This is a genomic window from Kitasatospora sp. NPDC059722, from assembly GCF_042733235.1.
Classification (GTDB): domain Bacteria; phylum Actinomycetota; class Actinomycetes; order Streptomycetales; family Streptomycetaceae; genus Kitasatospora.
Genome location: NZ_JBHWGD010000039.1, coordinates 36,406 through 57,108, shown reverse-complemented (window position 1 = coordinate 57,108; position 20,703 = coordinate 36,406). Strand labels below are relative to the sequence as shown.

Sequence of the window (20,703 nt, the reverse complement as noted above, 5' to 3'; positions counted from 1 at the left end):
CTCTCGCTCCCCCCTCGGGTCGGTTCGGTGGCCGCTAGTCGTAGCCGGCCTCCAGGTACCACCCACCCCCCTCCACGGTCAGCAGCAGCGCCCGGCCGCCCACCACCACCTGGAACCGCGCCCGGCGGCGGGCCAGCGACTGGTCCCACCAGTACTCGACCGCCGGCCACGGCCCGGTCCAGCCGTCCACCCGCTCCTCCCGCCCCCGCACCACGACCACGGCCGGCCGGCCCGACACCCCCGCCCGGCCGTCCACCGCCACCGGCCGCCCGTCCTCGTCCAGCACCCGTACCGGCACCGGCTCCCGCAGCACCACGGCCGGCCACACGTCCAGCAACCGCCCGGGCCACGGCGCACCGGCCGGCGCCGCCGCCTCGTACGGCTCGCCCCACGGCACCCTGACCGCCTGCTCCGCCGGACCACGCCCGCCCCCCGGCTCGATCCGCCGCAGCCCGGCATGCCCGAGCACCGCCTGCACCCGCGCCACCGCCCGCTCCACCCGGTCGTCCGCGACCGCCTGACCCCACAGCGCCAACTGCCGCCCCTCGTCGGGCGACAGGCCGTCGGGGGCCAGGCGGAGGAGGACGAAGCCGGTGTCGGGGGCGGGGGGTCGGGTGGCGGGGCCGACGGACCCGCGGGTGGGGTCGACGGACCGGACTGGGCCGGCGTCGGAGCGGGCGTGGCCGGCGTCGGGGTGGGCGAGGCCGGCGTCGGAGCGGGCGTGGCCGGCGTCGGGGCCGCCCGGCCGAGGTCCGGAGCTGCCGCCGAAGCGAGCGCCGCCGGCGGCCGGAGCGTCAGCGGGACCGCCGGGCCTGGTTCCGGGGCCGGAGGTGCCATCGGGTCGGGCCCGAACGGCGGTGTGGCCGTCGGGTCCGGCCGCGCCGCTGTCCCGTCGGGGGTGGTCGGTGCCGGAGGTGCCATCGGGCCAGGTCCGGTCGGCGGCGTGGCCGGGTGCGGGGGTGAAGGCGCCAGCGCTCTGCCAGGCCTGGAGCTGCCAGCGGACCCGCTCGGCCAGTGCCGTCGCCGAAAGCCGGCCCTCGTGCCGCCACAGTCGCGACGCCGTCCGGCCGTCCGCGCACTCCACCTCGACGGCCACCCGCTGGCAGGTCAGTCCCGCCGCGGCCAGTCGCCGGTGCAGTTGCTCGGCCAGCGTGCGGGCGACGAACACCAGTGGTTCGGCCAGTGTCTCCGGCGGGTCGAAGCGCTGCTCGACGGCCAGGTCGGGCCCCTCTCCGCGCGGCACCAGCGGGCGCGGGTGGAGGCCCCGGGCGAGCCGGTGCGCGGCCGTCCCGGTGGGGCCGAACCGGTCCGCGACGGCCTCCGGCGGCAGCGCGGCGAACGCCCCGACGGTGGGCAGCCCGAGCCGCCCCAGCAGCTCCGCCAGGTCCTCGTCGCCGAGCGCGCTCACCGGGTACGGCGCGAGGAACTCCGCCGTCCGGCCGGCCGGCACCAGCACCCCGGCCCTGGCCGCCAGCACGGCGGCGAACAGGCCGTCCGCCACGCCGACCTGGGCGTGGGGGGCGGTGGCCGTCGCGGGTTCCGCGTCCCGGCGCACGGGTTCTGCGTCCCGACGCACGGGCACCGCGTCCCCACCGGGGACGGCGTCCGGGACCGGCTCCTCGGCCAGCGCCGCCGCGACCGCCGTCCGGACCTTCGACGCCAACGCCTCCTCGCCGCCGAAGTAGCGGCCCGGCCCCTTCACCGGGATGGCGCACAGGCCCGGACGGATCACCTCCACCCGGGGCGTGAACCCCGCCACCGCCGCGACCACCGGCTCGAACCGCCGTGTCTCCGCCTCCGGATCCCGGTCACGCAGCTCCAGCGCCGGGCAGAGCCGCTGCGCCAGCTTGAGCCGCTGCCCCTGCCGCACCCCGGCCGCCCGGGCTCCCGCCGAGCACGCGAGGATCCGCCCGCCCTCGGTCACCGCCACCGGGTCGTCGCCCGTGACGGCCACCACCGGCCAGTCCGGGCACCACACCACCAGCACGCGCGGCGTGCCTCCGCCCGCCATCTCACACCACCGCCACGCGCTCGGCGGCCTCGCCGACCTCGCCGATCTCGCCGATCTCGGCCGACTGCGCGACCTGCACGACCTGGGCAACCTTGGCAACCCGCGCAGCCTGAAGGGCAGCAACGGGCTCGGCGGGACGGCGGCGCCCGCGCGGGTGCACCTCCCCGAGCGGATGCACCGCCCCGGCGGCGCCGGACGCGCCAGGCAGGCGGCGCACACGTCCGAACGGCTCCGTCCCGACGACCGCTCCGGCCACCTCCCCCAGCGGGTGCACCCCGTCGGAGGCGTCGGCCGCGCCGTTTTCGAACGCGTCCGTCTCCCCTGCGCCCCCCGCGGGCTCGCCGACCGGGCGGGCCGCGCCGTGCTCGTCCGGGAGCCAGAGGCGGGCGGTGCGGCCGGGGGCGGCCGAGCCGCGGCCCTCGGCCACCACCTCCACCTGCCGCCCGGCGAGCTGCCCGTACCCGTCCCCCAGTCCGAACCAGCGCCCGGAGCGCACGCCCAGCCGCAGGGCAGCCCCCGGCCACGGTCCGGCCACCAGCAGCACGCAGCCGCTGCGCCGCAGGACCGCCGCCAGCCGGGCGGCCAGGCGGGGCGGGACGGGGCCGTCCGGGCGGAGCATCACCAGTTCGACGGCGCCGGCCAGCACCGACACCACCTCGGCCCAGTGCGGCCCGGGGTCGTCCGCGACCAGCAGTCGCCGCAGGTCCAGCCCGTACCCCTCGGCGGCGGCGAGCCCCAGGTCGGGCAGGCCGACGGCCGCCGCCCAGCCGCCTCCGGTGTCCTTCGCCCCGGCGGCGAGCGCCAGGAGCAGCCCGGCGTCCCCGCCCGCGACGGACACGGCGGTGCCCCGGCGCAGCCCGCCTTCCGGCAGCAGCTCCCGCAGGGCGGGCACCACCGGCAGCAGTCCCCGTTCGGCGGCCGTGGCCTCCGTCGGCGCAGCCGTCGGCACCACCGGTCGGAGCGTGGGCCGCCCTCCGGTGGATTCGAAAACGGGTTCGATAACGAGCACACCCCCAGGATCGAACATTCGTTCGCAAAGATTCAAGTCCGAATAGGCCACCCCATCCGTCACGCTCCGTATTGCCGGGGGCATGACAAGCAATGCCGAAAGGCGAGGTGAGAGCCGTGCGCACGGCCTCCGCGCCCTGCAAGCCTCAGATCGGGAGCCCGACGATCCCCCACCCGCGCCGCTCGGCCTCGCCGACCACTTCCCCCCACCCGGACAGCAGCCCCGCGAAGTCGTCGAAGCCCTCGATCCTGCCGCCGGGGGAGGCCGCGAGGCGGTCGTACGGCTCCCGCACCCTCGGCAGGACCGGGACGATCTCCCGCCAACGGCGGCTGAGGCGCGCCGTTTCAGTCGGGCCCCACGCGATCAGCGGCCCGGACCGCAGAACCGGGTCGTCGGGCGGGAAGACGCCGGCCTCCACCTGTTCGGTGTCGGCCTCGATCTCGGGACCCCACCAGATCAGCGCCCCGAGGAAGTCGTCCAGCAGCGCCCGCGGCTCGCGCCCCACGCCGCGCCGGGCGTGGTCCCAGCCGTCCGCGGCGCAGAAGTGCGACTTGTACGAGCCGCTGATGCCGTCGAACTCGAACCGTCCCAGCCACGACGGGCCCGGCTCGAACCACACCCAGCCGGCGTGGACGACGCGGTTGTCGTCCGGGTACGCCGCGTCCTGGAGTGCGTCCGCCCGGTCGTCCGGCGCGATGCCCATGAGGTGGTCCCAGTCGACGACCAGGACCGTGATGTCAACACCCATGCGGCGAGGCTAGGGCACGCCGACGGGCCGCCAGACGAACACCTCGGTGGCCGGCTGACGGACCGAGAAGCGGCCCGCCGCGGAGGCGCGGGCCAGGAGCCTGCGCAGGTCGGCCTCGAACGCCGCCCGCCCGGGGCCGAACAGGTGCGGCGCCGAGAAGGACATCGAGAACACCCCGGCCACCACGTCGTCCACCGTCCGCTCCAGCACCAGCCCGCCGGGGACGACCACGCGCTCCGGGCCCGCGAAGCCCGCCCGGGCGAGGACGGCGGACTCGTTGCCGGGAGTGCCAGCGGCCAGGAGGCCCCGGCCCGCGCGCCGGACCGGGCCCAGGTAGCGGCGGACGAGCTCGCCGATCGCCGCGTCGGGGACGGGCGGGTGCGGGAGGCCTTCGGCGGGGCGGGGGTCTTCCTTCGGGTTCGGCCCGTCGCCCGGCTTCAGGTCCGGCTTCAGGTCCGAGACGTGCACGAGCGCTCCGCCGGGACGCAGCATGCCGCGGACGGTCGCCGCCACCAGGTCGCGGTCCATCCAGTGGAAGGACTGGCCGAACGTCGCCACCGTGAACGTTCCCAGCCCGGCGGGAAGTTGCTCCGCACGGATTCGCAACCAGGTGCTGCGGCCGGCCACTTCGGCCGCCTTCGCCGCCCGACGGGCCGCGGCGATCATCCCGGCGTCCGGATCCACCCCGGCGACCTCCTCGAACCGGTGCGCCAGCAGCAGCGCCAACGTCCCCGGCCCGCAGCCCACGTCGAGCAGCCGCCCCCGGCCGTCCAGCCGCAGCACCCCGGCCAGCGCGTCCGCCAGGCCGGGCGCGTAGGGCAGCCTGCCGCGCTCGTAGTACGCGGCCGTGCCCGCGAACAGCGTCTCGTCCCACGTCCAGCCGTCGATCATGGCCGCCGCCTTCCAGGGTTCGCCCGCCTCGGATCCGCGGATGTGACGCTACGCCACATCCGTCCGGCGAAAACCGGTGGACAGCCCCGGGGCCGTCCACAGACTGGTCCCATGACCGCCACCGACCCCAAGGCCGATCTCCGCGTCTACCTCCAGGACGCCCGCGACGTCCTGCTCTGGAAGCTCGACGGCCTCTCCGAGTACGACCTCCGCCGCCCGCTCACCCCGACCGGCACCAACCTGCTCGGCCTCGTCAAGCACCTCACCGGCGCCGAGGCGCTCTACTTCGGCGACACCTTCGGCCGCCCCTTCCCCGAACCCGCCCCGCTCTGGATCACCGGCGCCGCCGAATCGAACGCCGACCTCTGGGCCAGGGCCGACGAGACCACGGAGGACGTCGTCGGGCGCTACCGCCGGGCCTGTGCGCACGCGGACGAGACGATCGAGGCGCTGCCCCTCGACGCGGTCGGCCAGGTGTCGTTCGGCGCACGGTCGAAGCAGACGCTCCACCGGGTCCTGGTCCACATGGTCTCCGAGACCCACCGGCACGCCGGCCACGCCGACCTCGTCCGCGAACTCGTCGACGGCGCCACCGGCCAGCGCCCCGACGGCGCCAACACGGCTCCGGGCGACGCCCCTTGGTGGGCCGCCCACCACGCCCGCGTGGAGCGCGCCGCGCGGGACGCCGCCGGGCTCAGCTGACCTCGGCGTCCGCAGCGAGCCTGAGACCGCTGGCGGCGAGGCGCCGGGCCGTGGCCACCCGCAGCAGCCGGCTGCCGAGCAGGCTGTACATGGCCAGATGGCTCTCGTCGATGCCGTCGTCGGCGCCAGTGCCGTGCCGGTGCTGGTGTCAACGCTCGTGCCGGTGTCAGCGCTCGTGCCGGTGTCGGCGTCGTCGGTCATGTGGCGCTCCATCAGTGGATATGGGTGCGGGTGTGCTCCCGCAGACCCCTCACCCTGATCGGGTACGAGACGGCCCGCAACGGGATTTGATGGGCCATGGCCTACGTCCGCCGAGCGCCGACTACACGTACCGGCGCGCCATCGCGACGAAAGCGTCGATCGACTCCCGGCTGCCGTCCCGCCGGGCGGTGACGTCCTGCCGGTCCACCGCCCGGTCGATCCTGCCGATCCGCTCGAAGGCCTCCCCGGCAACGGCCAGAAGCTCGGGCTCGTCAACGAGCAACTGGAGCTGGAACAGGGCCCGCTGCGCCCCGGAGCGCGTCTCGAACGACCGCTTGCGCAACTCGACCTCGTCCTCGACGTCACGCCCCTCGTGCACGCAGAACCAGTGGTGCAGTGCGGCCTGCCGGTACTCCACGAGCAGTCCGGCGTACGAGCCGAAGGTCTCCAGCCGCTCCTGCCGACCGCGCTCCAGGCGGGCGTTGTACTCCGTGCGGAGTGCGGCGCGCCGCTGGAAGACGTGCGTCACCGTCGACCCCAGGAGCGTGCCGAGCACCGCGATGATGCTCGTGACCATGGCATTCATGCCGCACATGCAACCAGACGCCCCAGGGGCACCGACCACGGAGGTGGACGGGGTTCACGGCACCCCGCTTGCGGGCAAGCCACCCTCCAGCCGTATCCCCAACCTCACGGGACAGAACACCTAAGCTTCCCGGCATGACGATGCAGGGCGTGGAACTGACCGCCCGCTGCGACGGGTGCGGGGGCACGGCTACGCGGTGGGTGCGGCAGTTCGTCCAGGAGCGGGGGCCTGGGCAGGGGCAAGGCCCGGACTGGGAGCTGTGGTGGGACTCCGAAGGGTCCTGCCGGGACTGCGGCGCCGCCTGGTGCGAGCACGCGGGGCCGGAGCCGGCGCCGGAGGCCGTCCGGGAGGCGCTGCTGACCGCGCACGGGCCGTTCCGGCTGCGGCCGGTCGGGGCTTCGGTCGATGCGGTGGCGGCACTGCGGGTGTTCCGGACCTTTCGGGCTTCCCCGGTGCTCCCGGAGGGCGACGGGGCCGTCCCGCTCGGTCGGGCGCGTGAACTGCTCGGCGAGTTCCGTGATTTCGGCCTGGTCGGGACGGAGGCTGAGATGACCGTCCTGGGTCTGCTGCTGCGGGATCACGGCGTTCCGGCCGAGGTGTCGATCGGCCCGGGGCGGGCGTACCGGTACGTAGGACCGCCGGAGTTGTGGGGTAGCAGCGGACCGGGTGGGCAACTGGTGCGGACGGAGCGCGAGTTCGCCGCCTGGGTGGGCGAACGGACCGCCGCGGAGCTCGCGGAACCGTTCACCTTCGTCGTCGACCTCGGCGGCTTCCTGCGCCTCGCCCCGCGCCGCAGTGAGCACGTGGTCTGCGCGGGCGGCGAGTTGGCGCTGAGCGCCGGGGAGGTCCGTTTCGAGCGGGGTGACGACACGGGCTTCGACGGCTGGACGGCGGAGGAGGTCAGCAACCAGTCCACCGGGTACTGTCCGGACGTCGTGTCCTGGCCTGCCGTCGCCGCGGCGCTGGAGCGGATCGGCGTGCGCCGCCCGGGCGGCTTCACGCACGGGATCGTGTTCCGGCGCTGCCCGGGCTGCCGGGGCGTCAACGTCGTCCGCGAGGGCTCCTTCGTGTGCGTGTTCTGCGACGGCGACCTGCCGGTCCGGTGGAACGTGGACGACGGATCACGGGTGTAGTGCGGGCCCGGTGCGGGGGTGTCGGCGACGGCCGTTAGGGTCGGGGGGGTCAGCCGGGGTGGTCGGGGGTCGTACGGGGAGGGTGGTGGGCTCGTGGGGTACGGGCTGGTGATGGCCGGGGAGCTTCCGGCCGGGGTGGTGCACACGGGGAGCCGGGAGTTCCTGGAGCGGGAGGGCCTGCCGCGGACGGGGGCGTTCCTGGACTTCGGGCGCTTCGGGGACGGGCCGCTGGAGTCGGTGGAGCTGTCGGCATCTGCGGAACCGTCCGCCTTGACGGAGGCCGCCGGGGCCCCGGCCGCTGGAGCCCAGGCGGCCGGGCCGCTGTTCGTGCTGGGCGAGACGGAGTACTGCGCACCGTTCGCGCGCGCCGGGAACACGGTGCTGCTGGACGGTGTCACCGGCGAGGTGTTCCTCGCGAAGCCGTCGGGCGAGCACCTGGACCGCGACCTCCTGGCCTCCGACCTGCCCGCGCTGGCCGCGATGGTGCGGGAGGTCGAGTCGGTGGCGGAGGCCGCCCGCCGGCCCGACGCCCTGGACGGGCGGCGCGGTCCGGCCGTCGTGGCCGAGGTGATGGCGGCGGCGGACCGCCGGCTGCGGGAGCTCGACCCCGGGCTGTTCGGCCGCTCGGACGTCCCGCCCGCGCACTGGGGCACGACGCTGCTGGTGCGGGCCCTGGGCTGGGGCGCGCTGCCCGGCGGCCCGGACGGGCCCGCGTACGAGATCGGCGCGGACCTGGTCGCGGAGATCGCGACGCTGACGGACGAGGGCCTGGTGCACCGCTACCGCCCCGAGGATCTGCCGCCCGGCCTCGTGCACGAGCCGACGCGCCGGCTGCTGACCGGGATCGGCCTGCCGCTGGGCGGGGCGATGTTCGGGGTGTCCGAGGAACCGCTGGTCACCATGGGCGAGGCGTACCCGGAGTACTTCGACGGCGAGGAGGAGCGCCCCTACCAGCGCGACTTCGTCGCCCTCGGGCACTGGCCGACGGACCTCGTGATCGCGCTGGACGGCGCGACCGGCCTGCTGGAGCTGCCCGACTGGTACGACGACGGCGAGCCCGAGGCCTACCTCAACCGCGACCTCTCCGCCCTGCTCTACTCGCTGTGGACGTACGAGCGCATGCGCGCCGAGTGGGAGCGCTGGGACTACGGCCTGGGCCGCGACACCTGGGCGGTGTTCGACCCGCAGTCGCTGCTGAGCACCGCCGTCGACGGCGTGGTCGAGGCCCTCGACCCGGAGGCGTTCGCGCCCGGGCGGTCGTGGCGGCTGCTCGCCGAGGACGCGCACATGGGCGGCCTGCTGGGGTGAACCCGGGCCTGGGGCGGCGGCTGGGGTGAACCCGGGCCTGGGGGGCCGCCGTCACGGGGTTCGCGGCCGCCCTGCGGGAGCGGCCCCGCGGCGGTGCGAACACGAAGGGTGGCCGCCCCGCCGCACGTCCTGCTCCGCGCCCTGCCACACGCTGCGCCGCACAATCCAAGGCGCGCCCTGCGGCGAACCGGTCGTGCCTGCTCGCAGGCCGGTACGCTGCCTCGGTGACGAACATCCGTACGGCGACCGCGCGAAGACGGGCGGTCCTGCTCGGCGTCGGCGCGGCGCTGTCGCTCGTCGGCGCGGGCGTCGTGTACGGGGTGCTGTACGCACGGTCACTGGACTTCGCGGAGCGCTGCGAGCGGGGCCTGGTGACCGGCAGCGGACAGCTGCTGGAGACGGGCGCCTCGTGGCTCCCGCCCGACGCGTGGTGCCGGTTCGAGGACGGGAGTGTGTCCACCACGCCGTTCTGGGCACTGCTGCTCTTCTACGCACTGCTGACGACGGCGGTGTGGGCCCTGACCGCCCTGGCGCGCGTCCGCCGTCCGCACCCGCTGCCCGGGGCTGAGTGGCAGGTGGGGCACGGGCGGGGCTGGTAGACGCCGACGGAGCTGGTAGGCGCGGACGGATTCCTCCTTCAAACGTTTTGGAGAACGTTTTTGACGTCTCGCCAGCTGCGCCGGTGGTGCGGCTCGGCAGGCGGTCCCCACACTCGTGCGGACGGCGGACCGCTCGAAGCGGCGCCCTGAAACGACGCCCTGAAACGACACCGCTGCCACGAAGAAGCGTCGCCGACTTGAAGTTGCCGCAACGGCAGCTCCTACCGTCGTGACCAGGGCCGGAGGAACCGGCCCGGGAACGGCGAACGTGCGGGAACACAACCTGGAGGAGGCGGCCATGGCCTGGCCGATCGCGGAGGTCGCCCGGATGTCGGGCGTCACCGCCCGGACCCTGCGGCACTACGACGAGATCGGGCTGCTGCCCCCGGCGTGGATCGGCTCCAACGGTCACCGCTACTACGAGGAGCGGCAGTTGCTGCAACTGCAGCAGATCCTCGTGCTGCGGGCGCTGGGCGTCGGGCTGACCGAGATCGCCCGGATCCTCGGCGAGCAGGTGGACGAGCTGGAGGCCCTGCGCGGCCACCACCACCGGCTGGTCGCCGAGCGGGACCGGCTGGACGGCCTGGCCACCACCGTCTCCCGCACGATCGCCGAACTGGAACGATCCAGGAAGGACGGCACACCCATGACCAGCATCAACCGCCCGGAGAACCTGTTCGAGGGCATCCAGCCCACGGACGTCGCGGAGAGCCTCCGCGACTTCCCCGAGCACGCGGAGGCCGCCTTGCGGGCGACCGCCACGATGTCCCCGGCCGAGGTCGAGGCCGGCCAGCGCGAACGGACCGCGCAGATGATCCGGCTCGCCGAGTTCATGACGGACGGCCTCCCGGCCGACGCCGAACCCGTGCAGACCAAGATCGACACGGAGTACCGGGCCCTCATCGCGCTCCGACCGGTCCCCGTCGAGGAGTACCTCGCGATCGCCCGGTCCTGCGTGGAGCACGAGCAGTGGCACGCCGTCTACGAGGCCGTCGCCCCTGACCTGGCCGCCTACCAGCGGGCCGCCATGGAGGCCTACGCGGCGGCGCGGCTCTCCTGAGCCGGTCCTGCGGGTAACAGCCGGTCGGGGCAGCCGGTGGCAGGCCACGGCCGCGGGACGCTGCTCGGGCCGGGCCGCCGCTCCGGCCGCCCCGAGCAGCGACCTCCCGGCCCAGCGGCGGCCTCACTCGGTGCGCAGCGCCGTGACCGTCCGGGTGCGGGCCGCCCAGGTCGCGGGCAGGAGGGCGCCGATCAGCGCCAGCACCAGGCCGCCGAGTATCAGCGGCCCCACCACCGAGGGGGCGAACACGGCCAGGTCCGCCTCGGGCACCCCGACCCCGGCGGCGCTCGCCGTGGCCGGCATCACCCAGTGGTGCACCAGGATCCCGATCGGCACTCCGACCAGCCCGGCCACCAGCCCGCTCCCGCAGACGGAGGTGAGCACCATGCCGACCGTCTGCCGGGGCGACATCCCGAGCGCCTTGAACACCCCGAGGTCGTGCACCCGTTCGCGGGTGTCCAGCAGCACCGTGTTGAGAACGCCGAGGCCGGCCACCGCGATCAGCAGCAGGGTCAGTGTCCCGGCCAGGGTGTTCATCGCGAGGACGACGAGGTTGAGGTGCGTCCCACCGGGCTCGGCGCCGAGGCCCAGTGGCCGGACGGCGGCGTCGAGCCCGTCCGCGTACGCCTTGGCATCGGTGCCGGCGGTGAGGTCGATGTGGTAGGCGATCGCTTCGGCGTGGACGGGCGAGCCCAGCGCGGTCGGCGCGGCCCGGTCGACGAAGACCAGTTCGTTGGTGGCCAGCACCTCACCGGTGATCCGAACCGGGGTGGAGCGCCCCTGGTCGGTGAGGGTGATGGTGTCGCCCACCTTCGCCTGGTTGGCCCGGAGGTAGCCGGAGCCGACCACCGCCTCGCCGGGGCCGTTGAACCAGCGGCCCGAGACCATCTGGTAGCCGCTCCAGGAGGCGTCGCCGGAGAAGGCCACCACTTCGGAGCGGGCGATGTTCCCGGCCACCGCGACCGAGGTCGGAACGGTGCTGTACCAGGCCCGGGTGCCGGGGCGGGTGTCGATCGCCCCGGCCACGGCCGCCTCGTCCACGTGGTCGGGGACCTTCACGGAGCCGTCGATCGGGGCCTCCACCACGACCTTGCCCGCGTGCTCGGCCGTCAGGCCCTCCTGGAAGCCGGTGAGCGAGAGCGTGAGGCCGACGCAGAGCGTGACCCCTGCGGTGCCGAGCACCACGGCGGCGGCGGTGGTCGCCGAGCGGCCAGGTCGGTTGAACGGACTCGCCAGCCCGAGGCTCAGGGCACGCGGCAGCGGCAGTCGGCCGATCAGCCGCTGGACCGCGGCCACCGGGCCCGAGCCCGCCGCACCGCCGCCGCGGGCCGTGGCCCGCTTGGCGCCCGGCGCCGTGCGGCCGACCGCGAGCGCCTCGACCGTGCGCAGCCGGCCGGCGCGCAGGGCGGGCACCAGTGCGGTGGCCACCACGGCGGCCAGGGCGACGGCCGGCACCGCGAGGTCCACCCAGAGCGGTATGCCGAGCAGGCCGCCGTGCAGGGCCTTGTGGGCCAGCCCGAGGACGGGGACGGAGAGCACGTTCCCGCCGAGCACGCCGAGCGCGGTGCCGATCCCGGCGGGGATCAGCGCCTGGCCGACGTAGGCGCGAGCCACTTGGGCCGGGGTGAAGCCGAGCGACTTGAGGATGCCGATCCGCCGGGTCGCCGCGCTGACGGCGCCACTGACCACCACCCCGATGATCAGCACCGACATGGCCAGGCCGAGCACCCCGAAGGCCGTCACGAACGGGACGAAGGTCGCCGCCGTCCGGTTGGCCTCCGCCTGGGCCGGTCGGTAGGAGGTGGCCGTGGTGAGCGCGCCGGGTGGCGCCGCGGCGACGAGCGCGGCGTGGTCCGCATCGACCTCGGCGTCGGTGGCGGCGTGGGCGAAGCGGTAGAGGTACTGCTGGGCGGGCACCGTACCGGGCGCGGTCAGCTCGGGGACCTGCCCGGGGGCGACCCAGCCGTCCGCGCTCCAGGAGACGGAGGAGGCGATGCCGACGACCTTGAGGGTCGGCCGGCCTGGCAGGTCGGGGAAGGCCATGCTGTCGCCGACGGCCAACGGCGAGTGGCCGTCCAGGAACACCACCTCACCGGGGCCCGCGACCCACCGGCCCATCAGCATGTGCAGGTCGTCCATCGGACCGCCCTGCTCCCGGCCAACCAGCGTCAGTGGCGGGAGCGGGCTCCCGGGCGGCGGGATCCGGGTGTCCGGCCCGGACCGCGCCTGCACCGTGACCGCCGGGTAGGGGCCGGCCGAGGCCGTCACACCGGGGACGTGCTCGGTCGCCGCGAGCTGCGCGGGAGTCGCCTTGGCCGGGTCGTACAGCACGTTCAGGTGTGCGCCGCGCTGGTCGGCGAAGGAGCGCTGGTAGGGCCCCTGCGCGGCGACCAGCAGCCCCATCGCGAGGATGCACGCCGTCACGGACATCATCGTGGTGAGGACCATGACGAGCGTCTGCACCCGCTTGCGCCCGACCCCGGCCCGAACCACCTTGCTCAGCGCACTCATGCGCCCACCTCCCTTCCGTCGGCAGGGGCGATCGCCCACCCGCGCCGTCCCGTTCTCCGTTCTCCTCCGGCCCCCGGTCGGGGGTGACCCCACCGCCGGCTCACCGCACACCTCCGGTGACGGGCGCCGCCGCGGTGTCCCGGACGAGTCGGCCGTCGAGCAGTTCGATCGTCCGGCTCGCGCAGGCGTCGGCGAGCGCGGTGTCGTGGGTGACCAACAGGATCGTCTGGCCCTCCGCGTTGAGTTCGGTGAGCAGGCTCCGGACGTCGGCGGCCGAGGCCGAGTCGAGCGCCCCCGTCGGCTCGTCGGCCAGCAGGAGCGGCGGACGGTTCATCAACGCCCGGGCCACCGCGACGCGCTGGCGCTCGCCGCCGGAGAGCCGGCCGGGGAAGGCGGTGGCGTGCCGGGCCACCCCGAGCCTCTCCAGCAGCTCACCGGCCCGGGCCCGGGCCTTCTCCCGCCGCATCCCGGCCAGTTGGGCCGGGAGCAGCACGTTGTCCTCGACGTTCAGGTCGTCCAGGAGGTTGAAGAACTGGAAGACCATGCCGATCCGCGTCCGTCGGTACTCGGCCAGCGCGGCCTCGCCGAGCTCGTGCACGGCGACGCCGTCCACCACCACGCCGCCCTCGCTGGGCCGGTCGAGCCCGGCGATCAGGTTGAGCAGCGTCGACTTGCCGCTGCCGGAGCGGCCGAGCACGGCCAGCGCCTCGCCGGCCCCCACCTCGAGGTCGAGCCCGGCCAGCGCGGCACGGGCGGCGTCGGATCGGTCGTACGTCTTGCCGACGCCGCGGATCTGGATGATCGGCGTACTCACGGGCCCTCCACTGCTCGGGGTCCGGCACCGGAAGGCCGGTGCCGACTGACGGAACACGACGCTACGAACCGGGGCCCGGGTCCGGACAGCTGTCTAGGCGGCATCTCTGAGGTGTATTCAGATACACCTGGTTTTCGGGGTTCAGACCTAGAGCGCCGCAGGTGGACGGCGCTGCAGACTGGCTGCCGACCGATCGACCGGGGGGCTTGCGGGCCGCCGTACGGAGAGGAGGCGCGGGATGAGGACCGATGCCGGGACGAACACGAACGTGGTGACGCGGGCCACCGCGCGGGCAGAGGGCGCCGTCGTGGCCGGCGTACGGGCGCTCTACGCGGTCACGCTGGGCGTGACCGGGCTGGTCTCGCTGGCGGCCGGGCCGGTCCTGCTGGCCGCCGCGCTGCTCGGCCCCGACGACTCGGGCGGGCGCTCGCCGGGCGGGCCGCTGATCCTGCTCGTGCCGCTCGGGCCGGTGGCCCTCTGGGCCCTCTGCTGGGCCACCGGGGGCGGGGGCCGGGCGGTCGGGGCCGCCCTGGCCGCACCGGGCGCGCTCGCGGTGATGGCCACCCACCTGTACGGCGGCGCGGCGCCCGGCGGCCGCTCCGGCTCGCTCTGGCTGGCCCCGGCGATGCTCGTGTTCGGAGTGCTCGGCGCGCGCTGGGTCGCGGCGGAGACCAGGCGCGTCGTCGGGAAGTGGAGCGGCCGCCCGGTCCCGGTGCCGTACCGCCGCGCCGCGGGCACCGACCCGTGGCAGCGGCTGCTGTCCGGCGGCTGGCTGACCGACCCGGCGACCTGGCGGGACCTCGCCTGGACGGCCCTCAGCGGGCTCGCCTACCTGTTCACCGCCGCGTTCGTCGTCCTCGCCCCGGTCTCGCTGGAGGTGCTGGGGCGCAACGGCCCCCTGGTCCACCTGGGAGTCGTCTACATGATGGGGCTCTGGGTCGCTCCGGTGGCCGCCCTCTGGGCCGCCCCTCCGGTCCTGCGGCTGCACGAGCGGGCCGCGCGCCTCCTGCTCGGGCCCTCCCGGCGGGCCGAACTAGCCCGCCAGGTCAGCCATCTGACCCGGACGAGGGCGGACACCATCGACGCCGGCGCCGCCGAGCTGCGCCGCATCGAGCGGGACCTGCACGACGGGGCCCAGGCCCGGCTGGTGGCGCTCGGCATGCTGCTGACCGTCGCCGACCAGCTGGTGGAGGACCCGGTGGCGCTGCGCCCCCTGCTGGCCGAGGCCCGGCTCTCCTCGGTCAAGGCGCTCGGCGAGCTGCGGGACCTGGTCCGCGGCATCCACCCGCCGGTGCTCGCGGACCGTGGCCTGGCCGACGCCGTCCAGGCCACGGCACTGGACCTGCCCCTGCCGGTCACCTTCGCCGGCGCACTGACCGGCCGCCCCCCGGCGCCGGTCGAGTCCGCCGCCTACTTCGCGGTCAGCGAGCTGCTGGCCAACGTGGTGAAACACGCGGGCGCCTCACACGTGTGGATCGAGATAGGGCACAGTGACGGGTTGCTGCGGATATCGGTGACCGACGACGGGCGCGGCGGCGCCGACCCGTCCCGGGGCACCGGCCTCAGCGGTACCGAACGCCGACTGGCCGCGTTCGACGGGGTGTTCGCGATCAGCAGCCCGCCGGGCGGTCCGACCATCGTGAACCTGGAGATCCCGTGCGCGTTGTCATCGCCGAAGACCTCTTCCTCCTCCGGGACGGGCTGACCCGATTGTTGGAAGCCAACGGCATGAAGGTCACGGCGGCCGTGGAGACGGGTGAGGACCTGCTCGCCGCGGTGGCCGCCGACCGGCCGGACATCGCCGTGGTCGACGTACGGCTCCCGCCCGGCTTCACCGACGAGGGGCTGCGCGCTGCCCTGGCGGCCCGTCAGGCCCACCCGGGGCTGCCCGTGCTGGTGCTCTCCCAGTTCGTCGAGCAGCTGTACGCCCGCGAGCTGCTGGCGGGCGGCAGCACCGGGGGCATCGGCTACCTGCTCAAGGACCGGGTGATGGACGGCGCCCAGTTCATCGACGCGGTACGGCGGGTCGCCCAGGGCGGCACCGCGATGGATCCGGAGGTGATCACCCGACTGCTCACCCACAACTCCTCGGCCGGCCCGGTCGCGACCCTCAGCCCGCGCGAGCGGCAGGTGCTCGCGCTGATGGCCGAGGGCCGCTCCAACGCCGCGATCGCCCAGCAACTGGTGATCACCGAGCGCGCGGTCGCCAAGCACACGGCGTCGATCTTCGTCCGGCTCGACCTCCAGCCCTCGGACGACGACAACCGGCGGGTGCTGGCCGTCCTCGCCTTCCTCAACAACGGGGAGAAGAACTGAACGACCGAGAAACGCACCACCGAGAACCCGACTGCCGGCGACCCGACTGCCGCCGATCCGACCGCCGGCGAGCCGACGACCAGATGTCCCACGACCGAGCACCGGGCGCCTGAGGACCGCCCGGCCGAGAGAACGGCTCCTTGACAAGAGCACAGAGAAGTAGAGAAGTGGGGACGAGCCCTCCGCGGCAGGGGGCTCGCCCGACACAGAACGGGTCATTTAGGCTGGTGACGTGCTCATCCTTGTTCGTCGTCGCCACGTGGACCTGCTCCGCGTGACGAGCATGTCCTGTCGACGCTCCGGCTGAACCTCGCGCCACCACCCTCAGGGCGGCCCCAACCGGGCCGCCACCACCACCCGGCACCCGGAGCACGCGCCGCACCAGGCCACCGCTCCGCCCTCCCCCGGTCGACCACCGGGACCGGCCGGGACGAGACCCAGCGGATGTCACCCATGACGCAGCAGCACACCCTGTCCCACCTCCAGTCACTCCCGGTGATCGACCTCTCGCTCGCCGACGGCGGTCCCGAGGACCGCCGCCGCCTGCACGACGAGCTCCGCGCCGCCGCCACCGGCGTCGGCTTCTTCCAGCTCGTCGGCCACGGCATAACCCCGGCCGAGACGGCCGCTCTCACCGAAGCGATGCGGGCCTTCTTCGCCCTCCCCGAGGCCGACCGGCTCGCCGTGAGCAACCTGAACTCCCCCCACTACCGCGGCTACACCCGCACCGGCGACGAGCGCACCGGCGGCAGCCAGGACTGGCGCGACCAGCTGGACATCGGTGCCGAGCTGCCCCCGCACGTCCCCGGCCGGGGCGAGCCGCCGTACTGGTGGCTGGAGGGTCCGAACCAGTGGCCCACGGCGCTTCCCGAGCTGCGCACCGCGGCCCTCGGGTGGATCGACCGCCTCGGCTCCGTCGCCCGCCGCCTGCTGCACGAACTCCTCACCGCGATCGGGGCCCGCCCCGACTTCTACGACGCCGCCTTCGCCGGCCACCCCCACCTGCGGCTCAAGCTCGTCCGCTACCCCGGCACCGCCCCGGACGGCGCCGGCCAGGGCGTCGGCGCGCACAAGGACTACGGCTTCATCACGCTGCTCCTCCAGGACACCGTCGGCGGGCTCCAGGTCGAGCGCCCGGACGGCACCTTCCTCGACATCCCGCCGCTGGAGGGCGCCTTCGTCGTCAACCTCGGCGAGCTGCTGGAGGTCGCCACCGACGGCTACCTCAAGGCCACCAGCCACCGCGTGGTCAGCCCGCCCGGAGCACACGAGCGCTACTCGGTGCCGTTCTTCTACAACCCCCGCCTCGACGCCCACATCGAGCCGCTCGACTTCCCGCTCGCGCACCACGCCCCCGGCGCGACCGAGGACCCGGACAACCCGCTGTTCGCCGAATTCGGGCAAAACGAGTGGAAGGGGTACACAAGGGCCCATCCTGAGGTCACCCGCCGCCACCACCCCGGCCTGGCGGAGACCGCCTCCCGCTGAACCGGCCGTCGCCCCGCCCCGCCGGTCGCGAGCCCCAGAGCGGCAACGTCCCAAAACAGCAGGGCCCGGAGCGGCAGTGTCCCGGATCGACAGTGATCCGGATCGCCAGTGATCCGGATCGACAGTGATCCGGATCGACAGCGCTCAAGGACGCGGTGGACCGGCGGGGCGGGCACTGTCACACTGCTGCTGTTACAGCACGAGTGTGCCAGCGCAGCGGGAGGCGGCGGATGGGGGAGCACGGGGCCGTGGCGGGTGAGGTCCGGCTGACGGTGGACGAGCTGGCGGCGCGGGCCGGGGTCACGGTGCGGACCGTCCGGTTCTACGGGACGAAGGGGCTGCTGCCGCCGCCCGAGTTGGGGCCGCGCCGCGTCGGGCTGTACGGCGTCACGCACCTGGACCGGCTGGGGCTGATCGAGGAGTTGCAGCGACAGGGGCTGACGCTGGCCGCGATCGAGCGCTACCTCGCCCGTCTGCCGGAGGACAGCACGCCGCTGGACCTCGCCATCCACCGCGCGCTGGTGGCCTCCTGGACCCCGGAGGCGGCCGAGGAGGTCGGACGGGAGCAGCTGGAACGCCGGGCCGGGCGCGAGCTGTCCGAGGAGCAGGTGGACCGGCTCCTCGCGATGGGGGCGCTGGAACGGACGGCCGACCCGGAGGTGTTCCGGGTGGATCCGGGGCTGCTCCCGCTGGGAGTGCGCATCCTGGACGTGCCGATCCCGCTGGAGACGCTGCTGGCCGCCCGGGCCGTGGTGCTGGAGCACAGCCGGGCCACGGCGCGGGAGTTGCACCGGCTCTTCCGGGAGACGGTGTGGAAGCCCTATCGGGAGAGCGAACCCGCACCGGACGATCTGGTGCGGATGAAGGCGCTGACCGACCACATCCAGCCGATGGTGGCACAAGCGCTCGTGACGGCGTTCCAGCGGTCGCTGCGCGAGGAGTTGGGTGAGGCCGTGCGTGACACGGCCCCACCCGCCCAGGACTGACGGATCCGTCGGCGCACCCGGGGGGCGCACCTCGGGAAGCGCCCGCGAGGCGGAGGACCTCCGCCTCAGGCAGCGCACCTCAGGCGGAGACCCCCGGCAGAGTCCTCAGCCGGAGACCCCTGGCAGAGTCCCCGGTCGGAGTCCTCAGTCGGAGAACGTCCGCCCCTCCGCCGCCATCCGCTCCAGCAGCGCGGGCGGCGCGAACCGCTCGCCGTAGGCAGCGGCGAGCTCGCGGGCCCGGGCCGCGAAGCCGGCCGGGCCGCCCTCGTAGCCGTTGATGTACTGGAACACACCGCCGGTCCAGGCCGGGAAGCCGATGCCGAGGATGGAGCCGACATTCGCGTCGGCGACGGAGGTCAGGACGCCCTCCTCCAGGCAGCGCACCGAGTCGAGCGCCTCGCTGAACAGCATGCGCTCCTTGAGGTCCTCGAAGGGCACCTCGGCGTCGGCGCGGGTGAAGTGCTCGCGCAGCCCCGGCCAGAGCCGCCCGCGCCGGCCGTCCTCGCCGTACTCGTAGAAGCCGGCGCCGCCGCTGCGGCCGGGGCGGCCGAACTCGTCGACCATACGGTCGACGACCGCGTCGGCCGGGTGCGGCGTCCAGGTGCCGCCGACCGCCTCGGTGGCGCGGCGGTACTCGTCGCGGATCTTGCGGGGCAGGGTGAGGGTGAGCTCGTCCATCAGCGAGAGCACCTTGGCGGGGTAGCCGGCCTGGGCCGCGGCCTGCTCGATGCTGGCGGGCTCGATGCCCTCCCCGACCATGGCGACGCCCTCGTTGAGGAACTGGCCGATCACCCGGGAGGTGAAGAAGCCGCGCGAGTCGTTGACGACGATCGGGGTCTTGTCGATCTGCCGGACGAGGTCGAAGGCGCGGGCGAGGGCCTCGTCGCCGGTCTGCGGACCGCGGATGATCTCTACCAGCCGCATCTTGTCGACCGGCGAGAAGAAGTGCAGGCCGATGAAGTCGCCCACGCGCTGCACGCCTTCGGCGAGCACGCCGATGGGCAGGGTGGAGGTGTTGGAGCAGAGCAGCGCGTCGGGGGCGACGACGCCCTCGATCTCCTGGAACACCTTGTGCTTGAGCTCGGTGTTCTCGAAGACGGCCTCGATCACCGCGTCGCAGCCGGCCAGGTCGGCCGGGTCGCCGGTGGGGGTGATCCGGGCGAGCAGCTCGTCGCGCTTGGCCTCGGTGGAGCGGCCCCGGGCGACGGCCTTGTCCAGCAGGCCCGCGCTGTAGGCCTTGCCGCGCTCGGCGGCCTCGACGCTGACGTCCTTGAGCACGACCTCGATGCCGGCCTTGGCGCACGCGTAGGCGATGCCCGCGCCCATCATGCCCGCGCCGAGCACGGCGACCTTGCGGACCGTCCGCTTCTCGACGTCCTTCGGGCGGCCGGCGCCCGAGTTGACGGCCTGCATGTCGAAGAACAGGGCCTGGATCATGTTCTTGCTGGTCTGTCCGCAGGCCAGCTCGGTGAAGTAGCGGGCCTCGATCACCATGGCCGTGTCGATGTCCACCTGGGAGCTCTCGACGGCGGCGGCGAGGATGTTGCGCGGGGCCGGGTAGGGCGCGCCGGCCAGCTGCTTGCGCAGGTTGGCCGGGAAGGCGGGCAGGTTGGCGGCGAGCGCCGGCGTCGACGGGGTGCCGCCGGGGATCTTGTAGCCCTTGACGTCCCAGGGCTGGACGGCGGTCGGGTTGGCCGCGATCCAGGCCCGCGCCTTCGCCGTCAGCTCCTCCGGGGTGGCGGCGAGTTCGTGGACGATGCCCTGCTCCAGCGCCTGCGCCGGGCGGTACTGGCGGCCCTGGAGCAGCACCTTGAGCAGGGCGTCGGCGATGCCGAACAGCCGCACCGTGCGGACCACCCCGCCGCCGCCCGGCAGCAGGCCGAGGGTCACCTCGGGCAGGCCGATCCGGCTGGCGGGGGTGTCCAGGGCGATCCGGTGGTGGCAGGCGAGCGCGATCTCCAGCCCGCCGCCGAGGGCGCTGCCGTTGACGGCCGCGACGACCGGCTTGCCGAGGGTCTCCAGGGTGCGCAGCGCGCGCTTGAGCCGCATCGACTTCTCGAAGACGGCGGCGGCGTCCTCGGGGCGGGCGGCGGAGAGCATCCGGAGGTCTCCCCCGGCGAAGAAGGTCTTCTTGCCCGAGGTGACGACGACGCCGCGCAGCTCGTCCGAGGCGGCGAGGCCGGCCAGCCGCTCGACGACGGTGTCGAAGTCGGCGGTGAAGGCGTCGTTCATGGTGTTGACGGACTGGGTGGGGTCGTCGAGGACGAGGGTGACCACGCCGTCCTGGTCCTGCTCCCAGCGGATGGTGGTGGTGTCGCTCATGAGGTCAGGGTCTCCGGG

At 74.5% G+C, this 20,703-nt stretch carries 17 protein-coding genes; 9 read left to right on the top strand and 8 right to left on the bottom strand.

Annotated elements, in window-relative coordinates; translation table 11 throughout:
• Window positions 1-34 precede the first annotated feature (34 nt).
• The 4 genes from ACFV4F_RS24100 to ACFV4F_RS24085 form a co-directional block, all read right to left on the bottom strand.
• Window positions 35-2,011: a hypothetical protein gene (locus tag ACFV4F_RS24100; RefSeq protein ID WP_380437447.1), complete on the bottom strand. Its 1,977-nt coding sequence runs from the start codon at window positions 2,009-2,011 to the stop codon at window positions 35-37.
• A 1-nt stretch (window position 2,012) separates the two neighbouring features.
• Window positions 2,013-2,963 carry a hypothetical protein gene (locus ACFV4F_RS24095; protein WP_380437449.1) on the bottom strand — a complete coding sequence of 317 codons (951 nt, stop codon included), beginning with the start codon at window positions 2,961-2,963 and terminating at the stop codon, window positions 2,013-2,015.
• A gap of 202 nt (window positions 2,964-3,165) precedes the next feature.
• A complete protein-coding gene (locus tag ACFV4F_RS24090; protein ID WP_380505356.1) occupies window positions 3,166-3,768 on the bottom strand; it encodes a hypothetical protein in 603 nt (200 codons plus the stop codon).
• A gap of 9 nt (window positions 3,769-3,777) precedes the next feature.
• A complete protein-coding gene (locus ACFV4F_RS24085; protein ID WP_380505353.1) occupies window positions 3,778-4,659 on the bottom strand; it encodes a class I SAM-dependent methyltransferase in 882 nt (293 codons plus the stop codon).
• A gap of 111 nt (window positions 4,660-4,770) precedes the next feature.
• Here ACFV4F_RS24085 and ACFV4F_RS24080 point away from each other — a divergent pair, with 111 nt between their 5' ends.
• Complete coding sequence (locus tag ACFV4F_RS24080) at window positions 4,771-5,361, top strand: DinB family protein (protein WP_380505350.1); 591 nt, start codon at window positions 4,771-4,773, stop codon at window positions 5,359-5,361.
• 322 nt (window positions 5,362-5,683) lie between these two features.
• Here the strand turns inward: ACFV4F_RS24080 and ACFV4F_RS24075 are convergent, their stop codons facing one another.
• The gene (locus ACFV4F_RS24075; RefSeq protein WP_380505347.1) at window positions 5,684-6,148 is read right to left on the bottom strand and encodes a hypothetical protein; all 465 of its coding nucleotides are present in this window, start codon (window positions 6,146-6,148) and stop codon (window positions 5,684-5,686) included.
• Between the two features lie 134 nt (window positions 6,149-6,282).
• Between ACFV4F_RS24075 and ACFV4F_RS24070 the strand changes: the two genes are divergently transcribed.
• From ACFV4F_RS24070 to ACFV4F_RS24055, 4 genes are all read left to right on the top strand, one after another.
• A complete protein-coding gene (locus ACFV4F_RS24070; RefSeq protein WP_380505344.1) occupies window positions 6,283-7,281 on the top strand; it encodes a hypothetical protein in 999 nt (332 codons plus the stop codon).
• A 93-nt stretch (window positions 7,282-7,374) separates the two neighbouring features.
• Complete coding sequence (locus tag ACFV4F_RS24065; protein WP_380505341.1) at window positions 7,375-8,589, top strand: SUKH-4 family immunity protein; 1,215 nt, start codon at window positions 7,375-7,377, stop codon at window positions 8,587-8,589.
• 224 nt (window positions 8,590-8,813) lie between these two features.
• A complete protein-coding gene (locus ACFV4F_RS24060) occupies window positions 8,814-9,188 on the top strand; it encodes a hypothetical protein (RefSeq protein WP_380437465.1) in 375 nt (124 codons plus the stop codon).
• Between the two features lie 298 nt (window positions 9,189-9,486).
• Window positions 9,487-10,248 carry a MerR family transcriptional regulator gene (locus tag ACFV4F_RS24055; protein ID WP_380505397.1) on the top strand — a complete coding sequence of 254 codons (762 nt, stop codon included), beginning with the start codon at window positions 9,487-9,489 and terminating at the stop codon, window positions 10,246-10,248.
• Window positions 10,249-10,371: 123 nt separating this feature from the next.
• Here the strand turns inward: ACFV4F_RS24055 and ACFV4F_RS24050 are convergent, their stop codons facing one another.
• Window positions 10,372-12,759, bottom strand: a complete 2,388-nt coding sequence (locus ACFV4F_RS24050) for an FtsX-like permease family protein (RefSeq protein WP_380505338.1) — start codon at window positions 12,757-12,759, stop codon at window positions 10,372-10,374.
• A gap of 100 nt (window positions 12,760-12,859) precedes the next feature.
• Entirely contained in the window at window positions 12,860-13,573 is a 714-nt protein-coding gene (locus ACFV4F_RS24045; RefSeq protein ID WP_380505335.1) for an ABC transporter ATP-binding protein, read from the bottom strand.
• Window positions 13,574-13,811: 238 nt separating this feature from the next.
• Between ACFV4F_RS24045 and ACFV4F_RS24040 the strand changes: the two genes are divergently transcribed.
• The 4 genes from ACFV4F_RS24040 (at window position 13,812) to ACFV4F_RS24025 (ending at window position 18,363) form a co-directional block, all read left to right on the top strand.
• Complete coding sequence (locus ACFV4F_RS24040; protein ID WP_380505333.1) at window positions 13,812-15,278, top strand: histidine kinase; 1,467 nt, start codon at window positions 13,812-13,814, stop codon at window positions 15,276-15,278.
• Complete coding sequence (locus ACFV4F_RS24035; protein ID WP_380437475.1) at window positions 15,230-15,889, top strand: response regulator transcription factor; 660 nt, start codon at window positions 15,230-15,232, stop codon at window positions 15,887-15,889. The genes ACFV4F_RS24040 and ACFV4F_RS24035 overlap by 49 nt, the downstream gene beginning before the upstream one ends.
• A 453-nt stretch (window positions 15,890-16,342) precedes the next feature.
• On the top strand, window positions 16,343-17,377 hold the full coding sequence (locus ACFV4F_RS24030; protein ID WP_380496879.1) for an isopenicillin N synthase family dioxygenase: 1,035 nt from the start codon (window positions 16,343-16,345) through the stop codon (window positions 17,375-17,377).
• Between the two features lie 230 nt (window positions 17,378-17,607).
• Window positions 17,608-18,363, top strand: a complete 756-nt coding sequence (locus ACFV4F_RS24025; RefSeq protein ID WP_380437477.1) for a MerR family transcriptional regulator — start codon at window positions 17,608-17,610, stop codon at window positions 18,361-18,363.
• A 144-nt stretch (window positions 18,364-18,507) separates the two neighbouring features.
• On the opposite strand, the gene ACFV4F_RS24020 is transcribed toward ACFV4F_RS24025, so the two are convergent.
• Complete coding sequence (locus ACFV4F_RS24020; protein WP_380496877.1) at window positions 18,508-20,685, bottom strand: 3-hydroxyacyl-CoA dehydrogenase NAD-binding domain-containing protein; 2,178 nt, start codon at window positions 20,683-20,685, stop codon at window positions 18,508-18,510.
• Window positions 20,686-20,703 lie beyond the last annotated feature (18 nt).